Source organism: Sulfitobacter sp. TCYB15, assembly GCF_040435955.1.
Taxonomy (GTDB): Bacteria; Pseudomonadota; Alphaproteobacteria; order Rhodobacterales; family Rhodobacteraceae; genus Sulfitobacter; species Sulfitobacter pontiacus.
Map to the genome: position 1 here is coordinate 64,914 of NZ_CP159194.1, position 24,764 is coordinate 89,677.

Here is a 24,764-nt window from a genome sequence, read left to right on the forward strand (position 1 = left end):
TGTCTATCCTTATTTCGTCAGTGTCAGCGCAAGCGGTGCGCCTTGTACCGCGCGATCGGGCGCGCTGGTGAGGATCAAAAGGCCCAGTGTCAGGGCGTAGGGTGCAGCACCAAAAAGGTAATACCCTTCGGTGATGCCCACCGATTGCAAGGCCGGGCCAAGTGCGCCCGCCCCGCCAAAGAGCAATGCCGCCCAAAAGCAGTTGATAGGGTTCCAACGGGCAAAGATCACCAGCGCAATGGCCATCAGGCCTTGGCCCGAAGAAATGCCCTCCGTCCAGCTGCCCGGATAGTAAAGCGACAGATAGGCACCGCCGACGCCTGCCAACGCCCCGCCTGCGCCGGTTGCTAACAGCCGGATGCGATCGGGACTTAACCCCATAGCACGCGCCGCATCGGTACTGTCCCCGACCACGCGCAAGCGCAGCCCCATGCGGGTGGTACGCAGCATCCATGCAATGGCAAGCGCCAGCAGCCCGCCGACGATGAACAACACATTTACCTCGAGCGCCGCCCGAAGCTGCGGGATATCCGACCACCAGCCCAAGCTGATCGCAGGCAGATCAGGTGCCTGCGGCTGGATGTAGGGTTTGCCAAAAAAGAAGGCGAGCCCCATGCCAAGCAGCATCATGGCGATGCCCACAGCAATGTCGTTCACCCCTTTGAACTTGCAGATCCACCCGTGCAATAACCCAAAGCAGGCCCCCGCCGCAGCCGCCGCCAAAACGCCGACAAACGCACTGTTGGTCTCGTAAGCAACGGCGTAGCCGCTCATCGCGCCAAAGACCAATGTCCCTTCCAAGCCAAGGTTGAACCGGCCGGAACGTTCGGTCAGCAGCTCCCCCAGCGAGACAAATATAAACGGTGTCGAGACGCGGATGGCACCGCCCAGTATGGCGATGAGAACGCCCCAAAGGCCGACATCTACCTGTTCCATCAGCGTTTCTCCCAATATGCAGCGGTAAAGATCGGCACCCGCCCGTACAGCGCCTCGCTCAGCAGGATCACCAGGAACACGATGCCTTCAAAGACAAGGATCGTCGCATCGGGCAGCTCCATACGCCGCTGGATCAGCCCGCTAGAGGCTTCGAACCCGCCGAACAGAACCGCAACCGGCAGGATCGCCAACGGGTTATGCCGCGCGAGAAAGGCGATCAGGATGCCGGTATAGCCATAGCCCGCGATCAGCGAAGCGTTTGCAGAGCCGTGCACCGCCGCCACTTCGAAATAGCCCGCCAGCCCTGCAAAGGCACCGCCAAGTGCGGTAAAACCGATCACCAGACGCCCTACGGGTAGCCCTTGCACCTGCGCGGCACGCACATTGTCACCCGCAATACGCGCGGCAAACCCCAGCGTCGTGCGTTCAATCAAGACCCATGCAAAGAGGCAGGCAAGCACGCCCGCAAGAATGCCCCAATGCGACGGCAAAAACGGCATATCCCCGAAGCGCAAACTCTCTGTCAGTGGCACGGTGGAGGGTTTGTTGAGCGATGCCGGATCACGGAATGGACCCTCGACAAAGTGGTTCAACAGCGCAATCGCAATATAGGCCATCAGCAGGGATGCGATGGTTTCGTTCACGCCCCGTTTGATCCGCAGCGCGCCCACGGCACCGATCCAGACACCGCCGACGATCATCGCGGCAATCGCCATTGTGACCATGCCAAAAGCGGCGGGCATCCCCGCAACGGCGGTGCCTGCAACGGCGGCGGCAAGACCGCCCAGGACGATCGCACCTTCGCCGCCGATAACCACAAGCCCCAGCCGCGCGGGAAGTGCGACGCACAGTGCCGCCAGCACCAGAGGTGCCACGCGCGACAGCGTGTTCTGCCACGAGAAAGCAGACGAGAATCCCGCCTTCCAGACCAGCTGGTAAAACGCGACCGGGGATTTCCCGACCATCAGCAAAAAGATACTAAATAACGCGAAACCGACCAGCAAAGCACAGATCGGGATCACCACAGCCTCGGCCCGCGGCGCGATCCCGATAAAGGACCGCCCCGCAGTGGCCGCAGGCTTTTCAGCTTGAGCAACCAAAGTCATCTTAGCTTGTGGACCCGATCACGCCTTCGACAAGGTAGTCCATGCTCTCGATCGCGACATCGGTTTCGACAAAGGATTCCCCTTCGGCGGCGATCACGTTGCCTTTGTTGTCCTTCAGCGGCCCTTTGATCGCGGCAAAGCCGCCTGCTTCGATCTCTGCTTTCGTGGCTTCAAACTGTGCACGCGCCGCATCGCTGACCGCGGGGCCGAGGGGGCTCATCTTGATGAAGCCGTCCGCCAGCCCGCCCCGCACGAAGTTCGGGATCGGTTCCCCCGCCAAGGTCTTGGCCACCATATCGGTATAAACATTGGCCCAGTTCCATTCAGCCCCTGTCAGGTATTTGTCCCCTGCAATCGGTGTCTGGTCGGCGTGGTAGCCGCAAACAAAAATGTCGCGCGAGACTGCGGTTTCACAGATCACTTTCGGCCCATCGACGTGGCAGGTGACTACATCACACCCTTGGTCTGCCAAGGCATTGGTGGCTTCGGCTTCTTTTACGGCAAGCGACCATTCACCGGTAAAGATCACCTGACAGACGATCGTGGGATCAACCGAACGCGCACCCAATAGGAAGGAGTTGATATTGTTGAGCACCTGAGGGATCGGCTTGGCCGCGACAAACCCGATCTTTTTGGTCTTGGTCGCATGACCTGCTGCAACGCCGTTCAGATACTGCCCCATGCCGATATAGCCAAAGTAGGAACCGGCGTTCGACGGGTCATTTTCGGACCACAGGCCGCCGCAATGTTGAAAGCGCACGTCAGGATGTTTCGGCGCTGTCTCAAGCACATGGGGTTTGTAATAACCGAAGGACGTGGGGAAGATCAGCTTGGCCCCGTCAAAATTGATCATCGATTCCATGGAATTCTGCACGTCCTGACTTTCGGGGACGTTCTCTTCTTCCAGCACGACCACGCCAGACATCGCCTTGACCGCCGCTGCCCCTTCGGCATGCGCCTGGTTATAGCCGAAATCATCTTTCGGACCGACGTAGATGAACCCCACGGTCAAAGGATCAGCCGCCATCGCGGGGCGGGCCAGACCACCGACTGCGGCAGTGCCCAGCAAAGCGGCGGAAGTACCAAGGAAACCACGGCGGTTCAGGAACGGTGCATGTGTCATTCAAATCTCCAATGATGATGCGCCGCCCTGGGAGGAGAGAGCGCATATGATGTGATTCAATGACTACAAAATCTCAGCGGTGATTACGTCTGCTCATTATTCCACAAAGCGGTGCAAAAAATGCATCACTCGGTGTGTGGTCGCCCCAGGGTCGCCTGCTAGACGTCGGAAAACTGTTCCAATGCGGTGGAAAGTGCCAAGCCGAAACGGGCGGACGCCACGGGCAAGGTCCGACCGCGTAACTGACACAGTACCAGACTACCCGCCGCGACGTCACGTAACGACAGCGGGCGCGAAGTCAGTTCGCCGCAGTGCTCCATATCCAGGCCGATGGGGATCTGGAATGCGATGGCATCCTCATGCAGCACATAGTGGCGCATGAACTCGAAACTGTCGGATGTGGCAATGGGGCGTAGCGGGCGCGACCCCCGCGCCGCGGCATCATCTAGCATTGCACGCACCCCATACCGGCGAGACGGGATGACATGCGGCTGATCCAGACAGTCGCGCAATCGTACCTCGGGCTTAGACGCCAAGGGGTGATCCCGTTTCATGATGGCATGGATGACCTGAGGGATACGCATCAGCACATCGAGGTCTACCATATGGACAGGCTCGAATACCAAGGCCAGATCGCTTCTGAACTCGGCCAGATCGCGCTCTGCGTCTTCGCGATCACGCACTTGCACAGAAAAAGACACCCCGGGGTGGTCACGCCGGTAAGCTGCGGTGTGCGCAGGCATAAAATACGGGATCAGCGCCTGAGAGCAGGCCACCGTGACATGGCCCCGTCGTTCACCGGACAGATCAGCCACTTGGCTTCTCACCCGCCGCAAGTCGGACTCCTGCATCAGGAAATGCTGCATCAGCAACTCACCGGCCGGGTTCAAGCGCACACCACGCGGCAGGCGCTCAAAAATTTCGACGCCAAACTCTTCTTCGAACCGCTGGATCCGACGGTTCAGGGCAGAGGCCGTGATGTTCATATCGTCCGCCGCTTTCCGGATTGAGCCCGCGCGCGACACTGCCTCGATGAAGCGGAAAGTTTGCAGATGTTTCATAGAAAAGACCTCCTGCCCCATGATGATGCATTTTTTGCACCGCTTTTGTGAATTCTTAGCATTTGAATTCCGCAGCGCAACAGAGGACGACTGAGACACGTCAGCGGTACGGCCCGCAACGATGACCCCAGTGCAACTACAAAAGAGCCTCCTATGACCGATATTGCGATGACCATCCCAGACCTTCACGCGGCCTACGCCCGCGGTGTGTCGCCTGAACAAATCATCGCCCAAGTCTATACCCGACTGCGTGAAGTGGACGACCCATGCATCTTTCTATCCATGGCAAGCGAGGCTGACGCCCAAGCGGCGGCGGCGGCCCTTGGCCCATACGACCCTGCCAAACCGCTGTGGGGTGTCCCTTTTGCGGTGAAAGACAACATCGATGTCGCGGGGTACGAGACAACCGCCGCATGCCCTGCCTATGCCTATACCCCCACGCAAGACGCCTTCGTCGTCGCCAAACTGCGCGAGGCGGGGGCAATTTTCATCGGGAAAACCAACCTTGACCAATTTGCGACAGGGCTTGTGGGCGTCCGCACCCCTTATGGCGCGCCGCGCAATTCTATCGATCCTGAAATTGTGCCCGGTGGGTCCTCAGGCGGCTCGGGCGTGGCGGTAGGCCATGGTATTGTCGCCTTCTCGCTTGGCACCGATACCGCAGGGTCCGGGCGGGTGCCAGCGGCGCTGAACAATATTGTAGGCCTGAAACCGACCCTCGGTGCCTTATCTGCAACGGGTGTCGTGCCCGCGTGCCGGTCGGTCGAGACGGTCTCGATCTTCGCGCTTACCGTCGCCGACGCCTATACGGCTTTCACTGTCGCCTGCGCCCATGATGCCGCCGATGCCTATGCACGACACATCTCGGCCCCTCCCCTCGCTGCGCCAAAATCCGCCCCTGTGATCGGTATTCCCAGTCGTGACAGCATCCGCTTTTCGGGTGACGCCGTCCAAGAGGCTTCGTTCAACGCAGCGGTGGACCTGCTGCGCGGCCAAGGGGCCGAGATACGCGAGATTGATTTCACGCCGCTCTATGATGTGGCGGACATGCTTTATGAAGGGGCATGGGTCGCGGAGCGTTATACGGTCATTGAAGATCTTTTGCATAAAGCCCCAGAGGCGATCCTGCCTGTCACGCGCCAGGTCATTTGCAAGGCGGAAGCGCTTTCTGCCGCAGATGCGTTTCGCGGCATGTACCGTCTGAAAGAGCTGTCGCGCATTGCTGAAACCCCAATGGATGGCTTGGATATGCTCTGCGTGCCAACCATTCCGACCTTCCACACCGTCGCCGAGCTAGAAGCTGACCCCATCGGACCGAACTCGAACTTCGGCACCTATACGAACTTCGTCAACCTGCTGGATATGTGCGGTATCGCCGTGCCCGTGCCGGCGCGCAGTGATGGCCGCCCGGGCAGCGTCACATTACTAGCAGCCGCGGGCAAAGATGCGGATATCGCCGCCTCAGGTCTTGCACTAGAGGCGGCGGGACAACGCAAGTTAGGCGCTACGGGTTGGCCGTTCAACGGCACGCCCACATTTGACACTGCGACGACCGACGGTCTGATCCTCGCGGTCTGCGGTGCCCATATGCACGGGCTGCCGTTGAACCATCAATTGACCCAGCGGGGCGCGACCTATCACGGCGCAGCGACGACCACCGACAGCTATCGTTTCTACGCGCTCGCAGGCGACCCTCCTGCAAGGCCGGGCTTGGTGAAAGGCACCCCCGGATCAGGTGCTTCCATTGCGGTAGAACTGTGGTCCCTGCCCTTTGAAAAGGTCGGTAGCTTTCTGGAAGCCATCCCCGCCCCTCTTGGTATCGGCACTGTCGATCTGTCCGACGGGCGGCAGATAAAAGGGTTCATTTGTGAGGCCGAAGCCGTTGCGGAAAGCACAGACATCACTCAGATCGGCGATTGGCGAAATTATCTGGCGCGGCTGTGAGGTAGGTAGCGCCCCATCTCTAAGGTGGCGTCGTATCTTCGGTTTCCCCGCTGTTCGGAATCGAAGAGGGTTCATCTCTGGTAGTCGCAGTTGCTCCCCATACCCTAACAACTTGACAGAAGGCTTGAACTTTCCTTGCATATAAACACGCCACCAGCTCTCATACTTCTGGCTCAATGCAGCTAAGTGTCATCGAGCGATTTAAAGTTGCCCCTATGCGGTTGCGCTGACGCACCGATTAAACGCGCTCGATAACGCAGCCAGTTTTTCGGCCTGCCACAAAAGATAAGCGTCGCGCAGTGTCGTTGACAGCCAGCACGCCCCGCGTCGCCTTTCGTTTTCCCAGCCGATACCGCCGACCTGCTGTGCCTTTATCAGTATGCGCGAAATATGAGCGTCGGATACGTGGTAGCGTGCGGCCAAACCCGCTGTCGACACGGTGCCGAGCCAGAACCGGCCATCCCCATCCGGCTCGTTGGATTGGGTGGACAGCACCATTTCATGCAAGATGCTGCTGCCGGAGACGCTATTGGTAAAGCAGTTGACCATTGCCGGCGGATTGTACCACGCAGGGTTCAAACAAATTTTTCGGGCGAAAGCGGGTTGAAGCTTATGCAAAAGCGTCGGGGTCCGGTTAAAGAGTGCACTACGCCCGCCCCCATCAACCATATCGAGCGCGCGAAGGTGGATGTCGATGTAGACAAACATAAGCTTTTCGCTTTTTGCCGAGACTTCAGTCGCATGCTGGCGCAATGTCCCGGTTTTCGGCGGTTCTGTCAGCTTAATTCGCAAAAGTTCTCGCAAGAATGACTGCACAGTATTGCGACTGGCGATCCCCGTGCCAGCCAGTTCGGTCAGAAGCTTTTTCGGCGTTAAGGGCGGTGCAGCCGGGTCAATCTTGCGTTCGAAATGCAAGGCAATCGCCATATGGATCAAGATCCAGTGCCGTATATCGGCGAGGTAATGCACGACCTCTGGAGCAACGGCGTGGACCTTCAACAGATCGCTTGCCTCTCCCTTCAGCGCCTCCCAGAACATCGGGCGCGCAATAAGCTGCGCTGCGTCATAAGAAGGTGCGGTATCGGCAGTCTGGATCATGATCTATCTAGTTTCGCTTTTCAGAGGGGCGCACAACAGCATCGACCGCGCCGCTCTCAACTCATATCTGGGCTAAAAATTTTTGCCCATTGTGGACAAACGAACAACTTATAAACATCTCTTCTGAAAACATTTTCTTCAGAAGGTGCTCCCATGCATATCCGAAAAGCGTTCCGCCCACTGCTTTGCGCAGGGTTATGCGCGGTGCTGCCGTACACCCAGGCACAAGCTAAGGAACCCGCGCTACACCTGACCGCCGCATCAACGTATTACGACAATAGATCAACAGCGCTTGATCTCGTCCAGTCTTACTACAACGCAATCGGCACGGGGCAGCTGGCACGCGCTTTCAGTTACACCCTTAAAGGCACTCCCGAAAAAGATGCGAACCAGCTTGCCGCTGATTACAATGCGTTTCGCAACAAATTCCAGGATATCCGCAGCATTAAGCTGCGCTTCGAACTGGGATTCACCAGCGCTGGTGTCGGTACAGAGGTCTCGGCGGTGCCCGTCGTTGTAGAGATGGAAACCAATGAGGGTGCGACCATCGTCAGATCGAGTTGTCACTACGTCGTCCGGCTTTCCCCCGACGCCCAAGACTATGCCCCTTTCGATCCGATCAGAATAGATGCCAGTTTCGACGAGCCCGTGGAAGGGGGTTTTGACGCGACTGCCCTGCCCGATTGCCGGTTCTGATCCACTTGCCCCAACCCTGAATGCTCCACTTGGAATAGGAACCACCCTTTGAATACGCTTCTGATTATTATTACCGTAGTTGCGATTGCTGGTGTCTTGCTCATCTCTTTGTACAACGCGCTTGTGCGCGCCCGTCAGCGCGTTCGAGAGGGGTGGTCCGGTATCGATGTCCAGTTGAAACGACGCGCAGATCTGATCCCCAACCTGATCGAAACCGTAAAAGGATACGCCGCGCACGAACGCGCCACCTTTGACGAGATCGTTGCAGCCCGTAATTCGGCGGCCACCCTGAACCCTTCTGATGTGCAAAAACGTGCACGCGCCGAAAACGTGGTGGGGCAGGCCATCGGAAAGCTGTTTGCCTTGGCCGAAGCCTATCCGGACTTAAAGGCAAGCAATAACTTCCGCGATCTGGCAGCTAACCTTGATACTGTCGAGAGTGAGATCCAAATGGCCCGACGCTACTACAATGGCGCGGCGCGAGATCTGAATATCAAGGTCGAAAGCTTCCCCTCCAATCTGGTCGCCAAAAGCTTCGGCTTCGAACAAAGTGCTTTCTTCGAGATCGAAGAGCCCGCGGATCGCAGACTCCCAACGGTTGGATTTTAACGCTGTGACCAAACACATCGCGCGCGTCCTTGCCGCTGTATTACTTTCTATCTGGGCCTACGGGGCGCAAGCTGGCGACGTGATCCGATCTTTCAACGCCGATATCCTCGTGCGGGAGGATGGTGTGCTTGATGTGACCGAGACGATCAAAGTGAATGCCGATGGAACAGATATCCAGCACGGGATTTATCGCGACTTCCCGCAATATGTCACTACGCCGGACGGCACGCGATACAAGGTAAGCTTCGAGATCCTTTCGGTCACACGCAGCGGGGAGGATGAACCATGGGAGGCAACTGACACCGATCTGGGCACCAAGATTCGCATCGGTGATCAGTTTCAGCTCGTTTCGACCGGCAACCACACCTACCAGATCCGCTATTTGACCGACCGACAGATTATCTTCGGAGACGCGAGCGACAGATTGCGCTGGAACGTCACTGGCGACGAGTGGAGTTTCCCGATCCTGAGTGCATCTGCGCACGTCATCCTGTCGAGCGGCGCACAGCCTTTTGAACCGATAGCCGTTATCGGTTCCCGCGGCAGCAAGTTGGCCGATGCGGTCGCGACAGTATCCGGGCGCGGTGCCACGTTTGAAACCACCCACGCTCTTGATCCATTCGAAGGGCTGACGATCATGGTACAGCTCCCCAAGGGCGCTGTTGCACCTCCAACCACCGCGCAACTGTCAGACTGGTGGTGGCGGGACAATCTGGGATGGGTCGTCTTGATCTACGGCTTTGCGGCCGTTTTTGCTTATATGGTGTTTACGTGGCTTTGGTTCGGGCGCGATCCCAAGGCAGGGACAATCGTCCCACGGTGGGATCTACCAATGGGGATTTCGCCAGCATTGATGAGCTATATCTTTGATGGAACCTTGCGGGATGAAGGGAAAACGGCGCTTACTGCCACGGTTCTGGATCTCGCTGTGAAGGGCTACGTTGTTCTGGACGGCCTTGATCATCTGGTCACCATCAGGCGGACTGACTTGCCCATATCAGACGGGCTGCCTGCCGGTCATATCGCTATTCTGGACATGCTTCATGCGCATGAAGGTGAGATGTCCCTGGCCTCACTACACGAAGATGATATCGAAGCAGTTTTGCTTAACTTCAAAGTTGGCGTCGAGGCTGAAAACGACGGGCGCTTTTACCGTCAAAACAAAATTCTGTTCTATCTGGGCATTATCATATCGGGTGCGGCTGCCTTTGCCTGGCTGGTGGTTATCGATCTTAATGAGACGGCCATGAAGCTCGTATTCTTTTCCGGTCTCGCGCCCCTATTCCTTAATGCAGGCATCTGGAAGCTGCTGAAATCGCGCAGGAACCCGTACTCTTGGATGAAGCGGCTCCTGAATTTTATGGGATTGGCCATCCTTGCGGGCATGTGGGTCTTCGGGGCGCTATTGTTTTGCGCCATGCTCTACGAAGACACAGGAATGAATATCGCGTTTCAGGCTTTGTTGGTCGTCTGGGGTGGCGTGACGTTCAACCAGATCTTCCTTGTGCTGATCGGATCAACCACACGTGCAGGGGCAAAGATAAGGGATCACATCACGGGGCTGCGCCTCTATCTCACGGTAGGAGAGATGGACCGCATGAACATCCGCGACGCACCGGAATTGTCGCCAGCGCATTTCGAGACCCTACTGCCAAGCGCGATCGCTCTCGGTATCGAAAAGCCTTGGCGCGCGGCGTTCAAAGCTCATTTAATATCAGGCCAGTCACTCACAGGACCCAGTTATGCACCAAGCTGGTTTGTGGGCGATGATGACGACGCAATCAGCGGACTATCGCGTTTCGCAGAGTCTGTTGCTGCATCGCTCCATAGCGGTGCAGACGATAGCAACAGTTCTGCCGGATCGGGCGGCGGCGGAGGTGGTGGTGGAGGTTGGTAGCCCCTGCGAAATCCCGTTAGGGTCAGGGCCTTGCAGGATCGACGCCCTGCGCGAACGGGCAGAGCTGCAATATCATACTCACAATCGTAGCAGTCAAGTTTCAGAGATGTTATTCCAACCGGCACCGGGTTTTGCGTATTGAGCGATCTTGAACTTGCCAAGCTGGGATGCGTGCACTTCGTCGGGACCATCTGCAAGGCGGATAAAACGCTGTGTGGCGAGGATTTCTGCCAAGGGCACGTCATCGCTCACCCCCATGCCGCCGAAGATCTGAATCGCGCGATCCGCCACGGTTTGTGCCATTTTCGGGGCCACGACTTTGATCGCGCCGATCAAATCCTTGGCGTTCCTGGCCCCATAACGGTCGATCGCATCCGCCGCTTTCAACGTGAGCAGGCGCGCCTGTTCGATGTCGCAATAGCTCTTTGCGATTTCCATCCGAATGCTGGAACGATCCGAAAGCATCCGGCCAAAGGTCTTGCGCTCTGTCACGCGCTGACACATCAGTTCCAAGGCACGCTGCGCCGATCCGATGGAGCGCATGCAGTGATGAATGCGGCCAGGTCCAAGGCGGCCCTGTGCGATCTCAAAGCCCCGCCCCTCACCAAGAATGATGTTCTCTTTGGGGATGCGCACATCCTTCAGATGCACTTCGCAATGCCCGCCGGGCGAATGGACATCGCCGAATACCGTCTGGGCGCGGATCACCTTAACACCCGGCGCGTCACGTGGAATGATAACGGTTGATTGCTGCGTGTGGCGCGGGTTTTCCGGATTGGTCTGCCCCATCATCAGCACATCAGCAGGACCTTGCAGCGCGGGTCCATGACGCCTGAAATCCACCATTTCTTGCCGTTGATGACATAATCTTCGCCGTCACTGCGGATTTCAGTGCGGATATTCGTCGCATCAGAGCAGGCATGATCGGGTTCGGTCATCAAATATGCCGAACGAATTTCGCCCGCGAGCAACGGCAGGAGCCATTCCTTTTTCTGGGCGGCGGTGCCGAACTTGGCAAAGACTTCCATATTGCCGGTGTCAGGTGCGGAGCAGTTGAAGACTTCGGCAGACCACATGTTGCGGCCCATGATCTCTGCCAGCGGCGCATACTCCAGGTTTGTCAGGCCGGGGCTGTATTCGCCATATTCCTCGGGCAGGAACAGGTTCCAAAGGCCAGCCGCCTTGGCCTTTTCCTTAAGAGGTTCCAAGCCGGGCCAAGGCTTCCTGCGATTGGCCGGATCGGCGTTTCATGCAAGGACCTCGCGATCCACAGGAAGGATATTGGCGTCGACAAAGGCTTGCAGCTTGTCGATCAGGTTTTGTGTTTTTTCGGTGTAATCAAAGAACATGATTTGGGTGTCCTAAATTGTTATGGGCTGCGCGTCACAGCGTGAGACCGCCATCAGCGATGAGAGTGTGGCCCTGCACATAGGACGCGAGCGGCGAGGCAAGGAACATGGCGGCACCGGCCATTTCTTCCGGCGTGCCCAAGCGGCGCACCGGGATTGCGCGCAAAGATGCCTCCGCGCGCCCCTTGTTCTGTGTGGTAACGGCAGTCAGCTTGGTTGGTACCAGTCCGGGGGCCAGTCCGTTGACCCTGATCCCGTCACGCGCCCAGGACTGGCCGAGCGTTTTGGTAAGGCTGATTGCGGCAGCCTTGGAAGCGGCATAGGCGGGGTTGCCGATATTCGCCTGCAAGCCAGAGACCGAACTGACAATCACGATGGAGCCTTTGGCCGCGCTGAGCATTTGCTTGAACTTGGTCGCCGTATGCATGACCGAGTTGATGTTGATATCCATCACCTCGTCCCAGCCCTTCTTGGCATATTCCGCCTGCTTGTACCGGACAAAGCCCTGAGACTGGACAAGCACATCCAGACTGTCGCAGGGCGGCGCATAAGCGTTTAACTCGTCGAAGTCCGCCACATTGACCTGCGCGTAATGTAGCCCATCCAGATCAGAGCCTTCTTGACCCGCGTAATCCTCTGCCGAGGCGCGCGTGCCCCAGACATGCACCTCTGCCCCACGCGCGCTAAAGCCGCGGGCAATGCCGTTGCCGATCCCGCTAGAACCGCCGACGACCAGCACCCGCTTTCCCGAAAAGTCCAAATCATTCATAACAGTTCCCTTCTCAGTTCTTCGCGATCAACCGGTGCGCGCGATTGAACAGTGAAATCGTCATCGCATGCAGGTGATCGCCGGTTTCCTTTGGCACCTTGCCAGCACTGGCGCGAGCATGAGTCCCTTCCAAGAGTGTCCCCAGCTTGAAACAGGCCAGCACCCCATACCAGGCGACCGCATCCAGACTGCGTGTCGAATGCCTGTCGTAATGTGCAATGAGTTCATCGAGGCTCGGGAAACCGTCCCAGGGTTCGATATCGCCCACCACGGGCGTATGTTCATCGGCCCAAGTGGCCATGACCCAGCCAAGGTCGATCAAGGGATCGCCAATCGTGGCCAGCTCCCAATCGACAAAGGCGACGAGCTCGGGACTGTCAGGGGCAAACATCGTGTTTGCCAAATGGCAGTCTCCATGAAAAATTCCGCTCGTAAAATCTTGGGGGAGATTATCCTCAAGCCAAGAGACAATCCTTTCGACATCGGGCAGTTCTTTGAAGCCTGTCCATTCGTCGAAAGCGGCGTAGCCTTCCAGCTGGCTCATCCACCGGCGTGTCTGCCGTTGCAGAAACCCGTCGGGCTTGCCAAATCCTTCCAAGCCCACCGCCTTGTAGTCAACCTCCCCTAGTGCGGCCATCCCTTCGATATAGGAATACCCCATGCGCGCGCGGATCGCCGGGTCGCTGGCGTGAAGCTGCGGCAATCCGTTTGCAGGATTAAAGCCCTCAACCGGAGCCATAAGATAAAAGCAGGCACCAAGCACGGCTTCATCGTCACAACCTGCGATGAACCTGGGGTGCGGCACGTCAGTCGCGCTGAGCGCCTCCAGAATACGCGCCTCGCGCTTCATCGTCTCATTGGAATTCTTGCGCAGATGCAGCGGCGGCCTGCGCAGCACGAACTCTCTGCCGCCCCGGTCAAAGCGCAGCAAGATGTTCTGCGTCCCGCCTGCAAGAAGCTGCAGATTGCTCAGCGGGCCGCGTTCCAACCCGATATCGTCCATCCACGCTGTGAGCGCTTGCAGGTTGACCGGGATCGTTTCTGTGTTTGCTTGATTTATGATAATTCATTTGTATTAATCATTTGAATTATTGCAACCCATAATTTTCTGTGCTCTAGAGGATGGTGATATGACCAGACTGTCTTCAAAGGTGCCCAGCCCATCGGTTGAACGGCTCAAGGGCGAGGCACAGCGCCTCTTTGCCAATCGGGGCATTGATGGCGTTACAGTGCGTGACATCGCCAAAGCTGCTGGCCAAAAGAACCCCGCCGCTGTGGGGTATCACTTCGGCTCGAAGGAGGCGCTGATCCGCGAACTAATCGTGGACGGTGCAAAGGTTATCGATGCGCGGCGAAATGCCCAGCTTGATGCTCTGGAAGAAGACGGCGGCCCCACGCGGATTTCGCAGATCGTGGATATTCTTATCTATCCTTCTGTCAACTTAGCCGCAGATGGCGAAACGGACACATACAACCGCTTTCTCCACATGCTCACCATGTCCCACAGGGCCCTGTTCGATGACGCCCTAGAGGGCCGCTGGAACTCAGGCTATCAGCGTTGCCTGGAACATCTGCGTGTGCTGATGCCGTCGCAAAGCCGGACCATACAAAATCAACGATTTATATTTCTGGAATCCTATCTAGGCGGAGTACTCAGCGCGCGTGAGACAAGGCTGGGTGACACGAGCCGCGCCCACGCCACTTGGAGCGACGCGTCAACGCTGGCGCATTTCGCCGCCACAGTCACATGGATGCTTGAGATGGAGTGATCCTTGCAAGCAATGTAGACAGCAAAGCGCGGGTTTTTTGCCCCGAGTGCGTTGACACGTATCAAGGATGTCAAAGCGCACGAAGTCCCCGCCACCGAAAGCGCCGGAGACATATAGCGGTCAGGTTCGAGATGTCTCGTTAAGATTGGGGGCTAGCCATCAGCCCCCTAATGGAGTTCTCGTGAGCCGCGCTCGATCACTTCCAAGCCACGTCTCGCGAAACATCTGGCAAGATGTACGGGGTCCGCACCGCCCGCGCCCGCCGCATTGCCCGCACGCACGCGGTCGGCGATGCCCACCCAGATGACCGAAAAACGGAACAACGCGAAAGCCTTGTGAAACGAGGTCAGCGGTGGCAGGTCGGGGCAGTGCGACATGTAGCGCTTCACGAATGCCTCTTCGGTCGGCAGGTTTTCGGCCGCGAGGTCGAGCCCAAGGAGTCCGCCGTATTCTTCGGGCACCGTGTGCCAGGCCATGCAGCAATAGCCAAGATCGGCAAGCGGATGCCCCAGCGTAGAAAGCTCCCAATCCAGAATGGCGGCCACACGCGGTTCGGTCGGATGAAAAATGACGTTCCCCATCCGGTAGTCCCCGTGGGCGAGGCTCACCCGTCCGTCATCCTGCGGTTGATGTTCGACAAGCCAGGCCGACAATTCATCCAGCTCCGGGATCGGGTCGCTCTGGCTTTCTTCCCACTGTCGTGACCAGCGCGCGATCTGCCGGGCAAAGTAATTTCCCGGTTTGCCAAAATCCTCCAGCCCTACCGCTTCGGGGCGGACGTTGTGCATGGCGGCCATCGCGTCGGCCAAACCCATCCACAAGGCATGGCGCTCCGCTTTGTCTGCCGCCGCCAAGGCACCATCCGCAAAAACCCGCCCTTCGATCCGCTCCATCAGATAACACGGGGTGCCCAAAAGATCAGGGTCCGCATGATACAGGATCGGGCGCGCCACCGGGACGCCTTGGGGGTGCAGCGCCTCGAGCACGCGGTACTCGCGATCAATGGCATGGGCCCCGCGCAAAATCGGGCCGCCCGGTTGTTTGCGCAAGACCAGCCGTACGTCCCCGCGGGTGACAAAATACGTCGGGTTCGATTGCCCGCCCGCAATCCGCTCGATCGTGACCGGCGCCTTGCCTCCGAAAGTTTCAGCAAGGAAATCGGCAAGCGCTTCCGGCTCGAAATCCATTGCACCCTTTGTTACCGTATCCATACGCGCCCCCATATCCCAAAATCCCGTCGTTCTGTCTTTATGCTACCGGCAATGCGGTCGAATTGGCCAATCCACAGATATGCCATCACGGCACCGGTTTGGGCTTTTGATGTAGATCGAATTCTATTCGTTGTTCTTTACGCCCACGACGCCAGCTCAGAACACCATATACCCGCCGTCTATGATGAAATCCTGACCGGTATGCCATGCGCTGGCATCGCTCATGATATAGGCCGCAATCGCGCTGAAGTCCGACCCCTGCCCCAGACGCCTTGCAGGAATTCTGGGCAGCACCTTGTCGGCGAACGCCTGCGAGGCAAAGCTTTCGTCTGTCAGCGGCGTTTCGACAAACCCCGGCAAGATACTGTGCGCGGTCACACCGTATCGGGCATATTCCACCCCCAGCGATCGGATCATCGAGATCAATGCGCCCTTGGCAGCCGCATAATGCTGATTGCGGGGCATGCCGTTCAAGGCACCGATACTGGAGGTGCCGACCAAACGCCCGAACTTGTCACCGCCTTCTGCACGTTCCCGCATATGAGCTGCCGCGGCGCGGAGGACATAATAGGCACCATTAAGGTTGATATCGATCATTTGCTGCCAATGCGCATCCTCGGATTGGTCAAAGCCCGAATTGGGCGTGGAAAATCCGGCATTGGCAAAGCAGCCATCGACGCGACCATGGTCGTTCAGAGTGGCGGCGAATGTGTCATTCACGGCCTCTGAACTGGTCACATCGCAGATATATGCGCTGACCTTTGTGCCATGGGTCGACAGCGTTTCAACCGCTTGAGCGTTCTTGTCAGCACTTCTGCCCCAAATGGCAATATCGCAGCCGCATTTGGCAAGCCCCTCGGCCATGCCCAGTCCAATTCCGCTGTTGCCGCCGGTGATCAAGGCGGTTTTTCCTGTCAGATCAAACATGTGCAGCCTCCATGCGGCAAGAGTTTCCCGCCGCGATGTTCATTCGGACTTCGGAGCCTCATGCAGCGCTCGGCGGATCGCTGCAGTGTCCCCGCCCATTGCCTTCGGCGTATTGATCCCTGTCGGTTTGCTACGCGAGAAACGCGGCGCAGGAGCGGCCTGCAAAACGCCATCCACCTCGACCAGCGTTTGACGCGCGGCCATATGAGGATGGGATGCCGCTTCATCCATGCTCAGCACGGGGGCCACACAGGCATCGGTGCCACTAAAGATGCCGGACCACTCCGCTTGTGTCTTGCTCGCGAAAGCCTGTGCGTAAAGCTCGGCACGCTCGGCCCAAGTGGCAGGGTCGTTTTGATCCAGGCTATGCTCGGCGGGCAGCCCGGCCTTTTCCAGCAGCAGGGCAAAGAACTGCGGCTCTAGCGGGCCGACAGACATGAACAGATCGTCCTTGGTCCGGTAGCAGCGATAGAAAGGCGCACCCCCGTCCAGCAGGTTGGACGCGCGGTTTTCGCTCCACGCGCCGCGCGCTTTGAAGGTGTGGAAAAGCCCCATCATCGCGCTTACGCCATCGACCATTGCTGCATCGACCACCTGACCTTTGCCCGATGTCTGCCGCTCGAACACGGCGGCAAGGATGCCAAGCAGCAAGAACATGGTGCCCCCGCCATAGTCCGCGACCAGATTCAACGGCGGCGGCGGCGGGTTATCAACCGTGCCCATTGCAGCCAAAGCACCCGTCAGGCCAAGATAGTTGATGTCATGCCCCGCCGATTGGCTCAGCGGACCGTCCTGCCCCCAGCCCGTGATCCGGCCAAAAATCACCGTCTCGTCAAGGTCATCTGGCCCAAGCCCCAGCCGTTCCATCACGCCGGGCCGGAAACCTTCGATGACGATACCAGCCCGATTGATCAGCGCCTGCGCGGTACTGCGCCCCTCTTCAGACTTCAGATCCAAAAAGACGGACCGCTTGCCGCGCCGGTTCACATCGGTTTTGTCAGCTGGCGCTTCGGCGCGGTCGATGACGATCACATCCGCGCCCAGATCGGCCAGCAACTGCCCCGCCAAAGGGCCGGGACCGATCCCGGCCATTTCGATGACTTCCAGGCCTTTCAGCGGTCCCGACATGACTAACCCTCAGCCCTTTTGACGATCATCCAGCCCAAGGCCGCGACCGATGATTTCACGCATGATCTCGGACGTGCCAGCATAGATACGGCTGATCCGCGCATCGACATAAAGCCGAGAGATTTCATACTCTTCCATATATCCAGCACCGCCGTGCAATTGCAGGCAGGCATCAATGATTTCGCCTTCGATCTCCGATGTGAACAACTTGGCCTGCGCTGCCATTTCCGCAGTGCATTCCCCATCTATATGGGCCATCGCACAATGATCGAGGTAGGCCCAGCCGACATCGAGTTTGGTGCGCGCATCAGCCATGACAAAGCGGCTGTTCTGGAAGGTGCCGACCGATTTTCCGAAGGCCTTGCGCTCTTTGATGAACTCCATCGTGATCTCGAACGCACGTTCCGCACGGGCGAGATAGCCGTCCGCCCCCACCAGCCGCTCTTCGGCTAGATTGGTCATCATCAATTTGAAACCATCTGTCCCATCGCCAACCAGATCCGATGCGGGCACTTTGACGTTATCAAAGAACAGCTCGGACGTATCCTGCGCTTGCAGCCCCATCTTCTTGAGGTTCTGACCCTTGGAGAAGCCTTCTGCCCCTTCTTGAACCCAGAACAGCCCGATAGAGCGCGGGTTATCGGGGTCCGTTTTCGCAGCGATCAAGTAGAGACCAGCAATCTGACCGTTTGAGATGTAGGTTTTTGACCCGTTGATGACCCAATGGTTCCCCTGCCTTTCGGCGCGGGTTTTGATCGCCGCAAGATCCGAGCCGCATCCCGGTTCGGTCATGCCGATCGCAAGAATGGTGTCGCCCGAAACGATCCCCGGCATGTACCGGTCGCGCTGATCGTCGGTGCCGAACTTTTGCAGATAGGGTGCCACGATGCGGTTGTGCAGCGTGATGAAGAAAGAGCTTTCCACCTTGCCCAGTTCTTCGTTGAGAACCATGTCAAAGCGGAAATCATCAAGGCCCATACCGCCGTATTTTTCATCGGCAAACATCGCCAGAAAACCGTTGTCCCCAGCGGATTTCCAAGCTTCCTTGCTAACGTGTTTGTTCTGACGCCAGCTTTCGGCATGGGGGGCAACTTCGGCCGCGATCCATTTGCGAACGCTGTCACGAAACATATCGTGCTCTTCTTCAAAAATACGTCTTTTGATCATGGGACATCCCTCGTTGCTTTGATGGGTCTGGGCATCGGTGGCACAAACGGCTTAGCTATTTGTCCAGTTCGGCGCGCGTTTTTCGACAAAGGCTTTGACGCCCTCTTTACCGTCGTTGGATTTTAGCACGACGTCAAATTCAGCCGTGTTCCCCGCGAAGGCTTCGGGCAGACGCTCGATATCTTCTTCAAGGGCGTTGAGCACCCGCTTTGACGCCCTGACGGCAGTCGGCGATACCATCGTGATCTCCTTGGCGATTTCACGTGCGATATCCATCGCCGTTTCACCTTCGCTCGCGACGCGGTTAATGATACCCAGCTCACAGGCACGGTCGGCTGTAATCGCACGGCCTGTCAGGATCAGCTCCATCGCGGCTTTACGACCAATCTGGCGCGTGAGACGTTGCACGCCACCCGCAGCTGCGAACAGGCCAACCTTCACCTCGGGCAGCGCGAATTTCGCATGGGCATCCGCCACGGCAATATCGGATGCTAGAACGATCTCGCATCCACCGCCCATTGCCACGCCATTCACCGCCGCGATAACCGGCTTTTCCCGGCCCCAGCGATCAGTGAGACCGCCAAAGCCGCTGCTGGCGGGTTCAATATCCTGCCCTTCGCTTGTGGCTTTCAGATCGTTGCCCGAGCAAAAAGCTTTGTCCCCGGCCCCGGTGATGATGGCGACCCACAGATCCGGGTCCTGCTCATATCCATCAAAGATATCGTGCAATTCCTGATGCGCCCCGCCGTGGAGGGCGTTGTAGCGATCCGCGCGATCAATCGTAATTTCAAGGATATGGCCGTCACGTTTGACCGAGATATAGTCGAAATCGCGCGCCCAGATATCCTTGGCATCCTTGGTTTTTACGTCAGTCATTCCATTCTCCATTTTCCCGCGGCGCAGGCAGGTTCCCACGTCGACTTTTGCAGTGCCGTGATGTGGCAGGAGGGACCGCCCCCTTCCCCAACGTCACAACGGCCAATCAGCGCGGTGCCATCCTGATAGCACCATCCAAGCGAATGTCTTCGCCGTTCAGGTAGGGATTGCGCACCATTTCGAGAGCCAGAGAGGCATATTCTTCTGGCTTACCAAGGCGAGCAGGGTTGGGCACCATCGCCCCCAAGGATTGCCGAACGTTTTCGGGCAGGCTCATCAAAAGCGGCGTCTCGAAGAGACCGGGCAGGATTGTGTTCACGCGAATATGCTCCGCCGAAAGGTCACGGGCAATTGGCAAAGTCATACCAACAATCGCGGCTTTCGACGCCGAATATGCGACTTGGCCGACCTGACCGTCCTCTGCCGCAACAGAAGCGGTCGAGATGATCGCGCCACGCTCTCCGTCCTCTGGGTCGAGGGTCATCATACCCGCGGCGGCCTTGACGGTACAGATAAAGGTACCGATCTGGTTGACCTCGATAACCTTGCGATATTCGGCAATGGGGAACTGGGAAATCCCGCCGGTCTTGCGATCCCGACCAGCGGTCTTGATCGCATTCCCGATGCCTGCGCAATTAACGAGAATACGTTCCTGACCGTTGGCCGCGCGCGCCTTGTCAAAGCCAGCGTCGACGCTGGCTTCGTCCGCCACGTTCACCTTGCAAAACACGCCCCCCAATTCAGCTGCAATGGTCTCGCCCGCTTCCTCGTTCAGGTCAAACAAGGCCACCTTCACGCCATGTGAAGCCAACGCACGTGCTGTGGCAAGCCCCAGTCCGGAGGCGCCCCCAGTGATGACTGCCGAGATTGAGTTATCAAGTTTCATTCGCGTTCTCCGTAAGTTATCTCAAAGGGCATTGATGCTATGACCGCCATCCACGGTTATTGTCGCGCCGGTCATGTAGCTGTTCTGTTTGGCCGCCAGCATGAGCAATGGAAGATTCAATTCTTCCATCGCCCCAAACCTGCGTTGAGGAATGCGCGCAGCCATGCGGTCCCCCGCTTTGGATCCCAGAAAACCCGCATTCAACTCGGTCTGGAAATAGCCCGGTGCCAATGCATTGACTCGAATGCCGTCACGCGCGACCTCAATCGCAAGCGATTTAGTCATATGAATAACGCCGGCCTTGGTTACCGCATACGCCCCTGATTTGAGCGCAGTTCGCGATGCTGTAATTGACGCAATGTTAACGATGGCCCCGGCTGTCTTCTCTTTGCGAAACATTGCGACAGCCTGTTTGGACACACGCCAGACCCCGCTCAGGTTGACATCCATCAACTGCTGCCACTCGTCTTCATCCATATCGGCAAGCCAAGAATTCTGACCGATACCCGAATTGTTAATGACGATGTCACAGGGCGGCATATCCGCAAACGCCGCCTGAACCGCTTCGGGAGAGCCCACATCCATTTGAACAACGTGGACATCACGCCCCATCGCACGCAATGGCGCTGCGACCTCCTCCAGCTTGTCTGCGCGTCGTGCTGCGAGAACCAGATCAGCCCCTTGCGTCGCAAGAACAGAGGCAAAATGTGCGCCTAAGCCGCTGGATGCTCCTGTGACGAGCGCTCTGCTTTGGCTCAAGTCGATACTTAAGGGTGGGGTCATTCTAGGTCTCTTCTTGGCGTCGTTTCGTTTCGAGGGAGCAAAAATTTGCAGAGGGCGATCATGACCAGCCCTCTGCATGCATAAAGGCTTACACCCGCTCGATGATGATTGCGGGGGCCATGCCACCGGCCGCACACATCGTGATCAGGCCATGACGACCACCAGAACGCTCTAATTCATCCAAGGCAGTACCGATCAGAATGGAACCGGTCGCACCGATAGGATGACCGAGCGCCATCGCGCCGCCGTTGATGTTCACCTTGGAACGGTCGAGCTTGAGATCCCGAATGAACTTTTCCGCAACCACGGCAAAGGCTTCGTTGATTTCATAAACGTCGATATCGTCGGTGGTCAGACCCGCTTTCTCCAGAACCTTGCGTGCTGCCGGAACAGGAGCGTTCAACATCAACGTCGGATCGTCGCCAATGTTCGCCGTCGCCACGATGCGCGCGCGCGGCTTCATGCCTGTTTTTTTCACATAGCCTTCGGACGCCAGCAAAAGGGCCGCCGCGCCATCCACAACGCCAGAGGAATTCCCCGCATGGTGAATGTGCTGCATTTTGCCCTTCAACTCAGGATAGCGCGCATAGATCATGTCGCCGTAGGTTGTCCCCTTGTCGTCGATCGGGAACTCCATGAACTTGTCAAAAACCGTGTTGAGGGTCGAAAGAGAGTCAAGCGTGGTGCCGGGACGCGGGAATTCTTCCTTGTCCAAAACCAGTTCGCCGGTCTCGGGGTCGCGCACTGGTACGATAGAGCCGTCGAAACGACCTTCGGCGATGGCTTTGGCAGCGCGTTCTTGGCTCGTCACGGCCAGCTGATCTGCTGCAGCGCGATCAATGCCTTCAATCGTCGCGATGGCGTCTGCACTGCAACCCTGCTGGGTCTGCGGGTGCTTTGCGCGCAGGCTCAGGTTGCCCGCGTCCATCATAAAGGGTTTCTTCGGGTCAGCGATCTGCCCGGTATAGCTCATCATCTCGGTGCCGCCCGCGATGACGACATCCTCCATCCCTGACATGATCTGGGCTGCAGCCAGCGAAACCGTGGTGATCCCGGAGCCGCAGAAACGGTCAAGCGTGACGCCTGACGCTTTGACGTCATAGCCCGCATCCAGCGCCGCCATGCGACCAAGGTCGCCGCCCTGCTTGTCTTTTTGCGTACTCGTACCCCAAATAATGTCATCCACATCAGCTGTGTTCAGATCGTTGCGATCCCGCAGCGCGGCTAGGACAGTGGCCCCCAAGTGTTGAGGATGCAGGTGCGCGAGCGCGCCCTTCCCGACCTTCCCAACACCGCGAGGGGTGCGGCAAGCGTCAATGATATATGCTTCAGCCATTGAGGGTTTCCTTCTCTAAAGTTCGGCCGGCGCGCCGCCTGCCGTTTGCTTCGCGCCCAGTTCACCGCCGCCTAAGCCGACAGTTAAATTCACTCACTGCAGGCTTCTCACCACAGCGTTAATTAGTCAAGTAGTTAATTAAGTTAACTGCGCGAATAGTCTGTTAGTTATAACGCCGCCACGTTCACAAAGTGAGGCGACACAATAAGTGTTGCGTGGGAATTTGGTGCGTCTCACTTCATGATTTCGGGCAAGAACAGTGTGATTTCAGGCCAGATTGCCAGCACCGCCAGCACCACCAGATCCATGAGGATAAACCACATCACGCCACGGAAAATTTGGGTTGTTGTGGCGATGTTCCCCACGACACCCTTGATGACAAAAATGTTCATCCCGATTGGGGGCGTCACCATCCCGATTTCCAGCAGTTTGGTGAGCACGATCCCGAACCAAAGCAGTGACCAATCGGCGTCCTGCACGATCGGCAGAACAATCGGCATCGTCAGCAGCATCGCGCCAATCGGCTCAAGAAACATACCAAGAATGAGATAGACCAGTATGATCCCAAAGAGGATCATGGCCGGATTGGCGGACAATCCGATTATAGAGTCTGACAGGTAATCTCCGGCACCTGATAGGGTCAGAAATCTTGTCAGCAATGTCGCGCCAACGCCGATGACGATCAAGGCAGCAGTCGTGATCATCGTTTCCTCAACGGCAAGCCGGAAGCGACGCCAATTCAGTGTCCTGCGTGCCAGCCCCACCAAACATGAAAGGAACGCGCCAATCGCGCCAGCCTCTGTCGGAGTGAAAGCACCAGAGAAAAGCCCGCCAAAAATCCCGATCATGACCACGACAATCGGCCAGGTATCCTTGAGCGCCGAAAGTCGCTCTGCCCATGAGGCGCGAACCCCTACGGGTGCCATAGCCGGATTAATTTTGACCCGAACCAGAATGACCACGCAGTAACCGATCGCCGAGATCACCCCCGCAGTGATGCCGCCCAGAAACAACTGCGGCACTGATACCTGTGCGATGACACCATACAAAATCAAGATGATCGAGGGCGGGATCAAGGCTCCGATGGTGCCCGCGACGGCAACTGTGCCTGTCGCAAGTTCGGCATTGTAGCGCGCGCGCATCATCTCGGGCACGGCAATACGCCCCATTGCCGCGGCGCAAGCAACCGACGACCCGCATACTGCCGCAAAACCTGCGGAACCAAAGACCGCCGCGATGGCAAGCCCACCGGGGAGCGCAGACGTCCATACCCTTGCGGCCCTGAACATCCCTTGGGTCAGCTCAGCATGATAACAAATAAACCCAAGGAGCAAGAACATGGGGACCGAGCTAAGCACCCAGTTTGCGGAAAACTGATAGGGCATGACCGCAAGCGCGCCCCAGGCAACCCTCCAGCCCAAAAGAACATAAAGCCCGCCAAAGCTTACCCCGATCAAAGCAACGCCGATAGGAACGCGCAAGGCAATCAGGACAAACAAAAGCCCCAGACCGCTGAGACCAATACCGATATCATCCATTTGCAAGCTCCTCCGCTGGCAATTCGCCATTCATGTCAGGGCCAAAAGTAGATTGTGCGCCTCTGGCAATCGCCTGCGCACGCCATAGCGCGGTTACAGCCATCAATCCGCAGCCCAAAGGCAGCGCAAAATAGCTGGGCCACACAGGGATGGTCAGCGACCCTTGCTGGATTGCCGCGCTGATTTCCATTTTGTGAATGGCTTCTATCCAGGTTCGAACCGTGACGAACCCGAAAACAATCGCAGCCAGAAACGCGGCCATCGCGGCCAGCCCGCTTTGAACGTTGCGCGGCATCAGCTCGGTGAAGACTTCGACAGAAACATGGGCATCGCGCGATTCAGCCACCGCCAGCGAACAAAAGCCAAGTATCACCATGTAATAATGGGAAACTATGGTGATCGTACCTCTGATCGGCGAATTAAAAACAAACCGCAAAATTACATCGGTCGTAATGTGCAACATCATGAGTGTTACGCAGATGATTCCGACCAGTCCCATTACCGAGACCAACGGTTCAAGCACGCGTTGAAAAAGCTTCATTCGAGCCTCACTTG

At 57.6% G+C, this 24,764-nt stretch carries 22 protein-coding genes and 1 pseudogene; 5 read left to right on the forward strand and 18 right to left on the reverse strand.

Going from position 1 to position 24,764, the window contains the following annotated elements; genetic code table 11:
- Nucleotides 1–9 precede the first annotated feature (9 nt).
- The 4 genes from ABM428_RS14760 to ABM428_RS14775 form a co-directional block, all read right to left on the reverse strand.
- On the reverse strand, nucleotides 10–936 hold the full coding sequence (locus ABM428_RS14760) for an ABC transporter permease (protein ID WP_037942164.1): 927 nt from the start codon (nucleotides 934–936) through the stop codon (nucleotides 10–12).
- On the reverse strand, nucleotides 936–2,042 hold the full coding sequence (locus ABM428_RS14765) for an ABC transporter permease (protein WP_353628508.1): 1,107 nt from the start codon (nucleotides 2,040–2,042) through the stop codon (nucleotides 936–938). Before ABM428_RS14765 ends, ABM428_RS14760 begins: the two co-directional genes overlap by 1 nt.
- Before the next feature lies 1 nt (nucleotide 2,043).
- On the reverse strand, nucleotides 2,044–3,165 hold the full coding sequence (locus tag ABM428_RS14770) for a BMP family ABC transporter substrate-binding protein (protein WP_005848357.1): 1,122 nt from the start codon (nucleotides 3,163–3,165) through the stop codon (nucleotides 2,044–2,046).
- Between the two features lie 158 nt (nucleotides 3,166–3,323).
- Entirely contained in the window at nucleotides 3,324–4,226 is a 903-nt protein-coding gene (locus ABM428_RS14775; protein ID WP_353628509.1) for a LysR family transcriptional regulator, read from the reverse strand.
- A 153-nt stretch (nucleotides 4,227–4,379) separates the two neighbouring features.
- On the opposite strand from ABM428_RS14775, the gene atzF reads away from it, so the two are divergent.
- Nucleotides 4,380–6,170, forward strand: coding sequence for an allophanate hydrolase (atzF, locus tag ABM428_RS14780; RefSeq protein WP_353628510.1), 1,791 nt, complete (start codon nucleotides 4,380–4,382; stop codon nucleotides 6,168–6,170).
- A gap of 213 nt (nucleotides 6,171–6,383) precedes the next feature.
- On the opposite strand, the gene ABM428_RS14785 is transcribed toward atzF, so the two are convergent.
- Nucleotides 6,384–7,268 (reverse strand): hypothetical protein, encoded by an 885-nt coding sequence (locus ABM428_RS14785; protein ID WP_168593015.1) that lies wholly within the window; start codon nucleotides 7,266–7,268, stop codon nucleotides 6,384–6,386.
- A gap of 153 nt (nucleotides 7,269–7,421) precedes the next feature.
- On the opposite strand from ABM428_RS14785, the gene ABM428_RS14790 reads away from it, so the two are divergent.
- Genes ABM428_RS14790 through ABM428_RS14800 form a run of 3 tightly spaced genes read left to right on the forward strand, consistent with a single transcriptional unit; the run spans nucleotide 7,422 to nucleotide 10,470 of the window.
- Nucleotides 7,422–7,964, forward strand: a complete 543-nt coding sequence (locus tag ABM428_RS14790; protein WP_353628511.1) for a hypothetical protein — start codon at nucleotides 7,422–7,424, stop codon at nucleotides 7,962–7,964.
- 60 nt (nucleotides 7,965–8,024) lie between these two features.
- Nucleotides 8,025–8,573, forward strand: coding sequence for a LemA family protein (locus ABM428_RS14795; RefSeq protein ID WP_373276855.1), 549 nt, complete (start codon nucleotides 8,025–8,027; stop codon nucleotides 8,571–8,573).
- Between the two features lie 4 nt (nucleotides 8,574–8,577).
- Nucleotides 8,578–10,470, forward strand: coding sequence for a DUF2207 domain-containing protein (locus tag ABM428_RS14800; protein ID WP_353628512.1), 1,893 nt, complete (start codon nucleotides 8,578–8,580; stop codon nucleotides 10,468–10,470).
- Nucleotides 10,471–10,563: 93 nt separating this feature from the next.
- On the opposite strand, the pseudogene ABM428_RS14805 reads toward ABM428_RS14800, so the two are convergent.
- The 3 genes and pseudogenes from ABM428_RS14805 to ABM428_RS14815 form a co-directional block, all read right to left on the reverse strand.
- Nucleotides 10,564–11,819, reverse strand: a pseudogene (locus ABM428_RS14805) (acyl-CoA dehydrogenase family protein).
- Between the two features lie 34 nt (nucleotides 11,820–11,853).
- On the reverse strand, nucleotides 11,854–12,588 hold the full coding sequence (locus ABM428_RS14810; protein ID WP_353628513.1) for an SDR family oxidoreductase: 735 nt from the start codon (nucleotides 12,586–12,588) through the stop codon (nucleotides 11,854–11,856).
- A 13-nt stretch (nucleotides 12,589–12,601) separates the two neighbouring features.
- Nucleotides 12,602–13,591 (reverse strand): phosphotransferase family protein, encoded by a 990-nt coding sequence (locus ABM428_RS14815; protein ID WP_353628514.1) that lies wholly within the window; start codon nucleotides 13,589–13,591, stop codon nucleotides 12,602–12,604.
- A 127-nt stretch (nucleotides 13,592–13,718) separates the two neighbouring features.
- Here ABM428_RS14815 and ABM428_RS14820 point away from each other — a divergent pair, with 127 nt between their 5' ends.
- Nucleotides 13,719–14,357 (forward strand): helix-turn-helix domain-containing protein, encoded by a 639-nt coding sequence (locus tag ABM428_RS14820; protein WP_353628515.1) that lies wholly within the window; start codon nucleotides 13,719–13,721, stop codon nucleotides 14,355–14,357.
- 167 nt (nucleotides 14,358–14,524) lie between these two features.
- Here the strand turns inward: ABM428_RS14820 and ABM428_RS14825 are convergent, their stop codons facing one another.
- From ABM428_RS14825 to ABM428_RS14870, 10 genes are all read right to left on the reverse strand, one after another.
- Nucleotides 14,525–15,568, reverse strand: coding sequence for a phosphotransferase family protein (locus ABM428_RS14825; protein ID WP_353628516.1), 1,044 nt, complete (start codon nucleotides 15,566–15,568; stop codon nucleotides 14,525–14,527).
- A gap of 156 nt (nucleotides 15,569–15,724) precedes the next feature.
- Nucleotides 15,725–16,495: an SDR family oxidoreductase gene (locus ABM428_RS14830; protein ID WP_353628517.1), complete on the reverse strand. Its 771-nt coding sequence runs from the start codon at nucleotides 16,493–16,495 to the stop codon at nucleotides 15,725–15,727.
- A 39-nt stretch (nucleotides 16,496–16,534) separates the two neighbouring features.
- Nucleotides 16,535–17,623 (reverse strand): CaiB/BaiF CoA-transferase family protein, encoded by a 1,089-nt coding sequence (locus tag ABM428_RS14835; protein ID WP_353628518.1) that lies wholly within the window; start codon nucleotides 17,621–17,623, stop codon nucleotides 16,535–16,537.
- A gap of 9 nt (nucleotides 17,624–17,632) precedes the next feature.
- Nucleotides 17,633–18,790 carry an acyl-CoA dehydrogenase family protein gene (locus ABM428_RS14840; protein WP_353628519.1) on the reverse strand — a complete coding sequence of 386 codons (1,158 nt, stop codon included), beginning with the start codon at nucleotides 18,788–18,790 and terminating at the stop codon, nucleotides 17,633–17,635.
- Between the two features lie 51 nt (nucleotides 18,791–18,841).
- A complete protein-coding gene (locus ABM428_RS14845) occupies nucleotides 18,842–19,666 on the reverse strand; it encodes an enoyl-CoA hydratase-related protein (protein WP_353628520.1) in 825 nt (274 codons plus the stop codon).
- 106 nt (nucleotides 19,667–19,772) lie between these two features.
- Nucleotides 19,773–20,552 carry an SDR family NAD(P)-dependent oxidoreductase gene (locus ABM428_RS14850; RefSeq protein ID WP_353628521.1) on the reverse strand — a complete coding sequence of 260 codons (780 nt, stop codon included), beginning with the start codon at nucleotides 20,550–20,552 and terminating at the stop codon, nucleotides 19,773–19,775.
- 21 nt (nucleotides 20,553–20,573) lie between these two features.
- Nucleotides 20,574–21,335, reverse strand: coding sequence for an SDR family oxidoreductase (locus tag ABM428_RS14855; RefSeq protein ID WP_353628522.1), 762 nt, complete (start codon nucleotides 21,333–21,335; stop codon nucleotides 20,574–20,576).
- 88 nt (nucleotides 21,336–21,423) lie between these two features.
- Nucleotides 21,424–22,671, reverse strand: coding sequence for an acetyl-CoA C-acetyltransferase (locus tag ABM428_RS14860; protein WP_353628523.1), 1,248 nt, complete (start codon nucleotides 22,669–22,671; stop codon nucleotides 21,424–21,426).
- Between the two features lie 233 nt (nucleotides 22,672–22,904).
- Nucleotides 22,905–24,209, reverse strand: a complete 1,305-nt coding sequence (locus ABM428_RS14865) for a TRAP transporter large permease (protein WP_005848322.1) — start codon at nucleotides 24,207–24,209, stop codon at nucleotides 22,905–22,907.
- Nucleotides 24,202–24,750 carry a TRAP transporter small permease gene (locus tag ABM428_RS14870; protein ID WP_005848320.1) on the reverse strand — a complete coding sequence of 183 codons (549 nt, stop codon included), beginning with the start codon at nucleotides 24,748–24,750 and terminating at the stop codon, nucleotides 24,202–24,204. The genes ABM428_RS14865 and ABM428_RS14870 overlap by 8 nt, the downstream gene beginning before the upstream one ends.
- Nucleotides 24,751–24,764 lie beyond the last annotated feature (14 nt).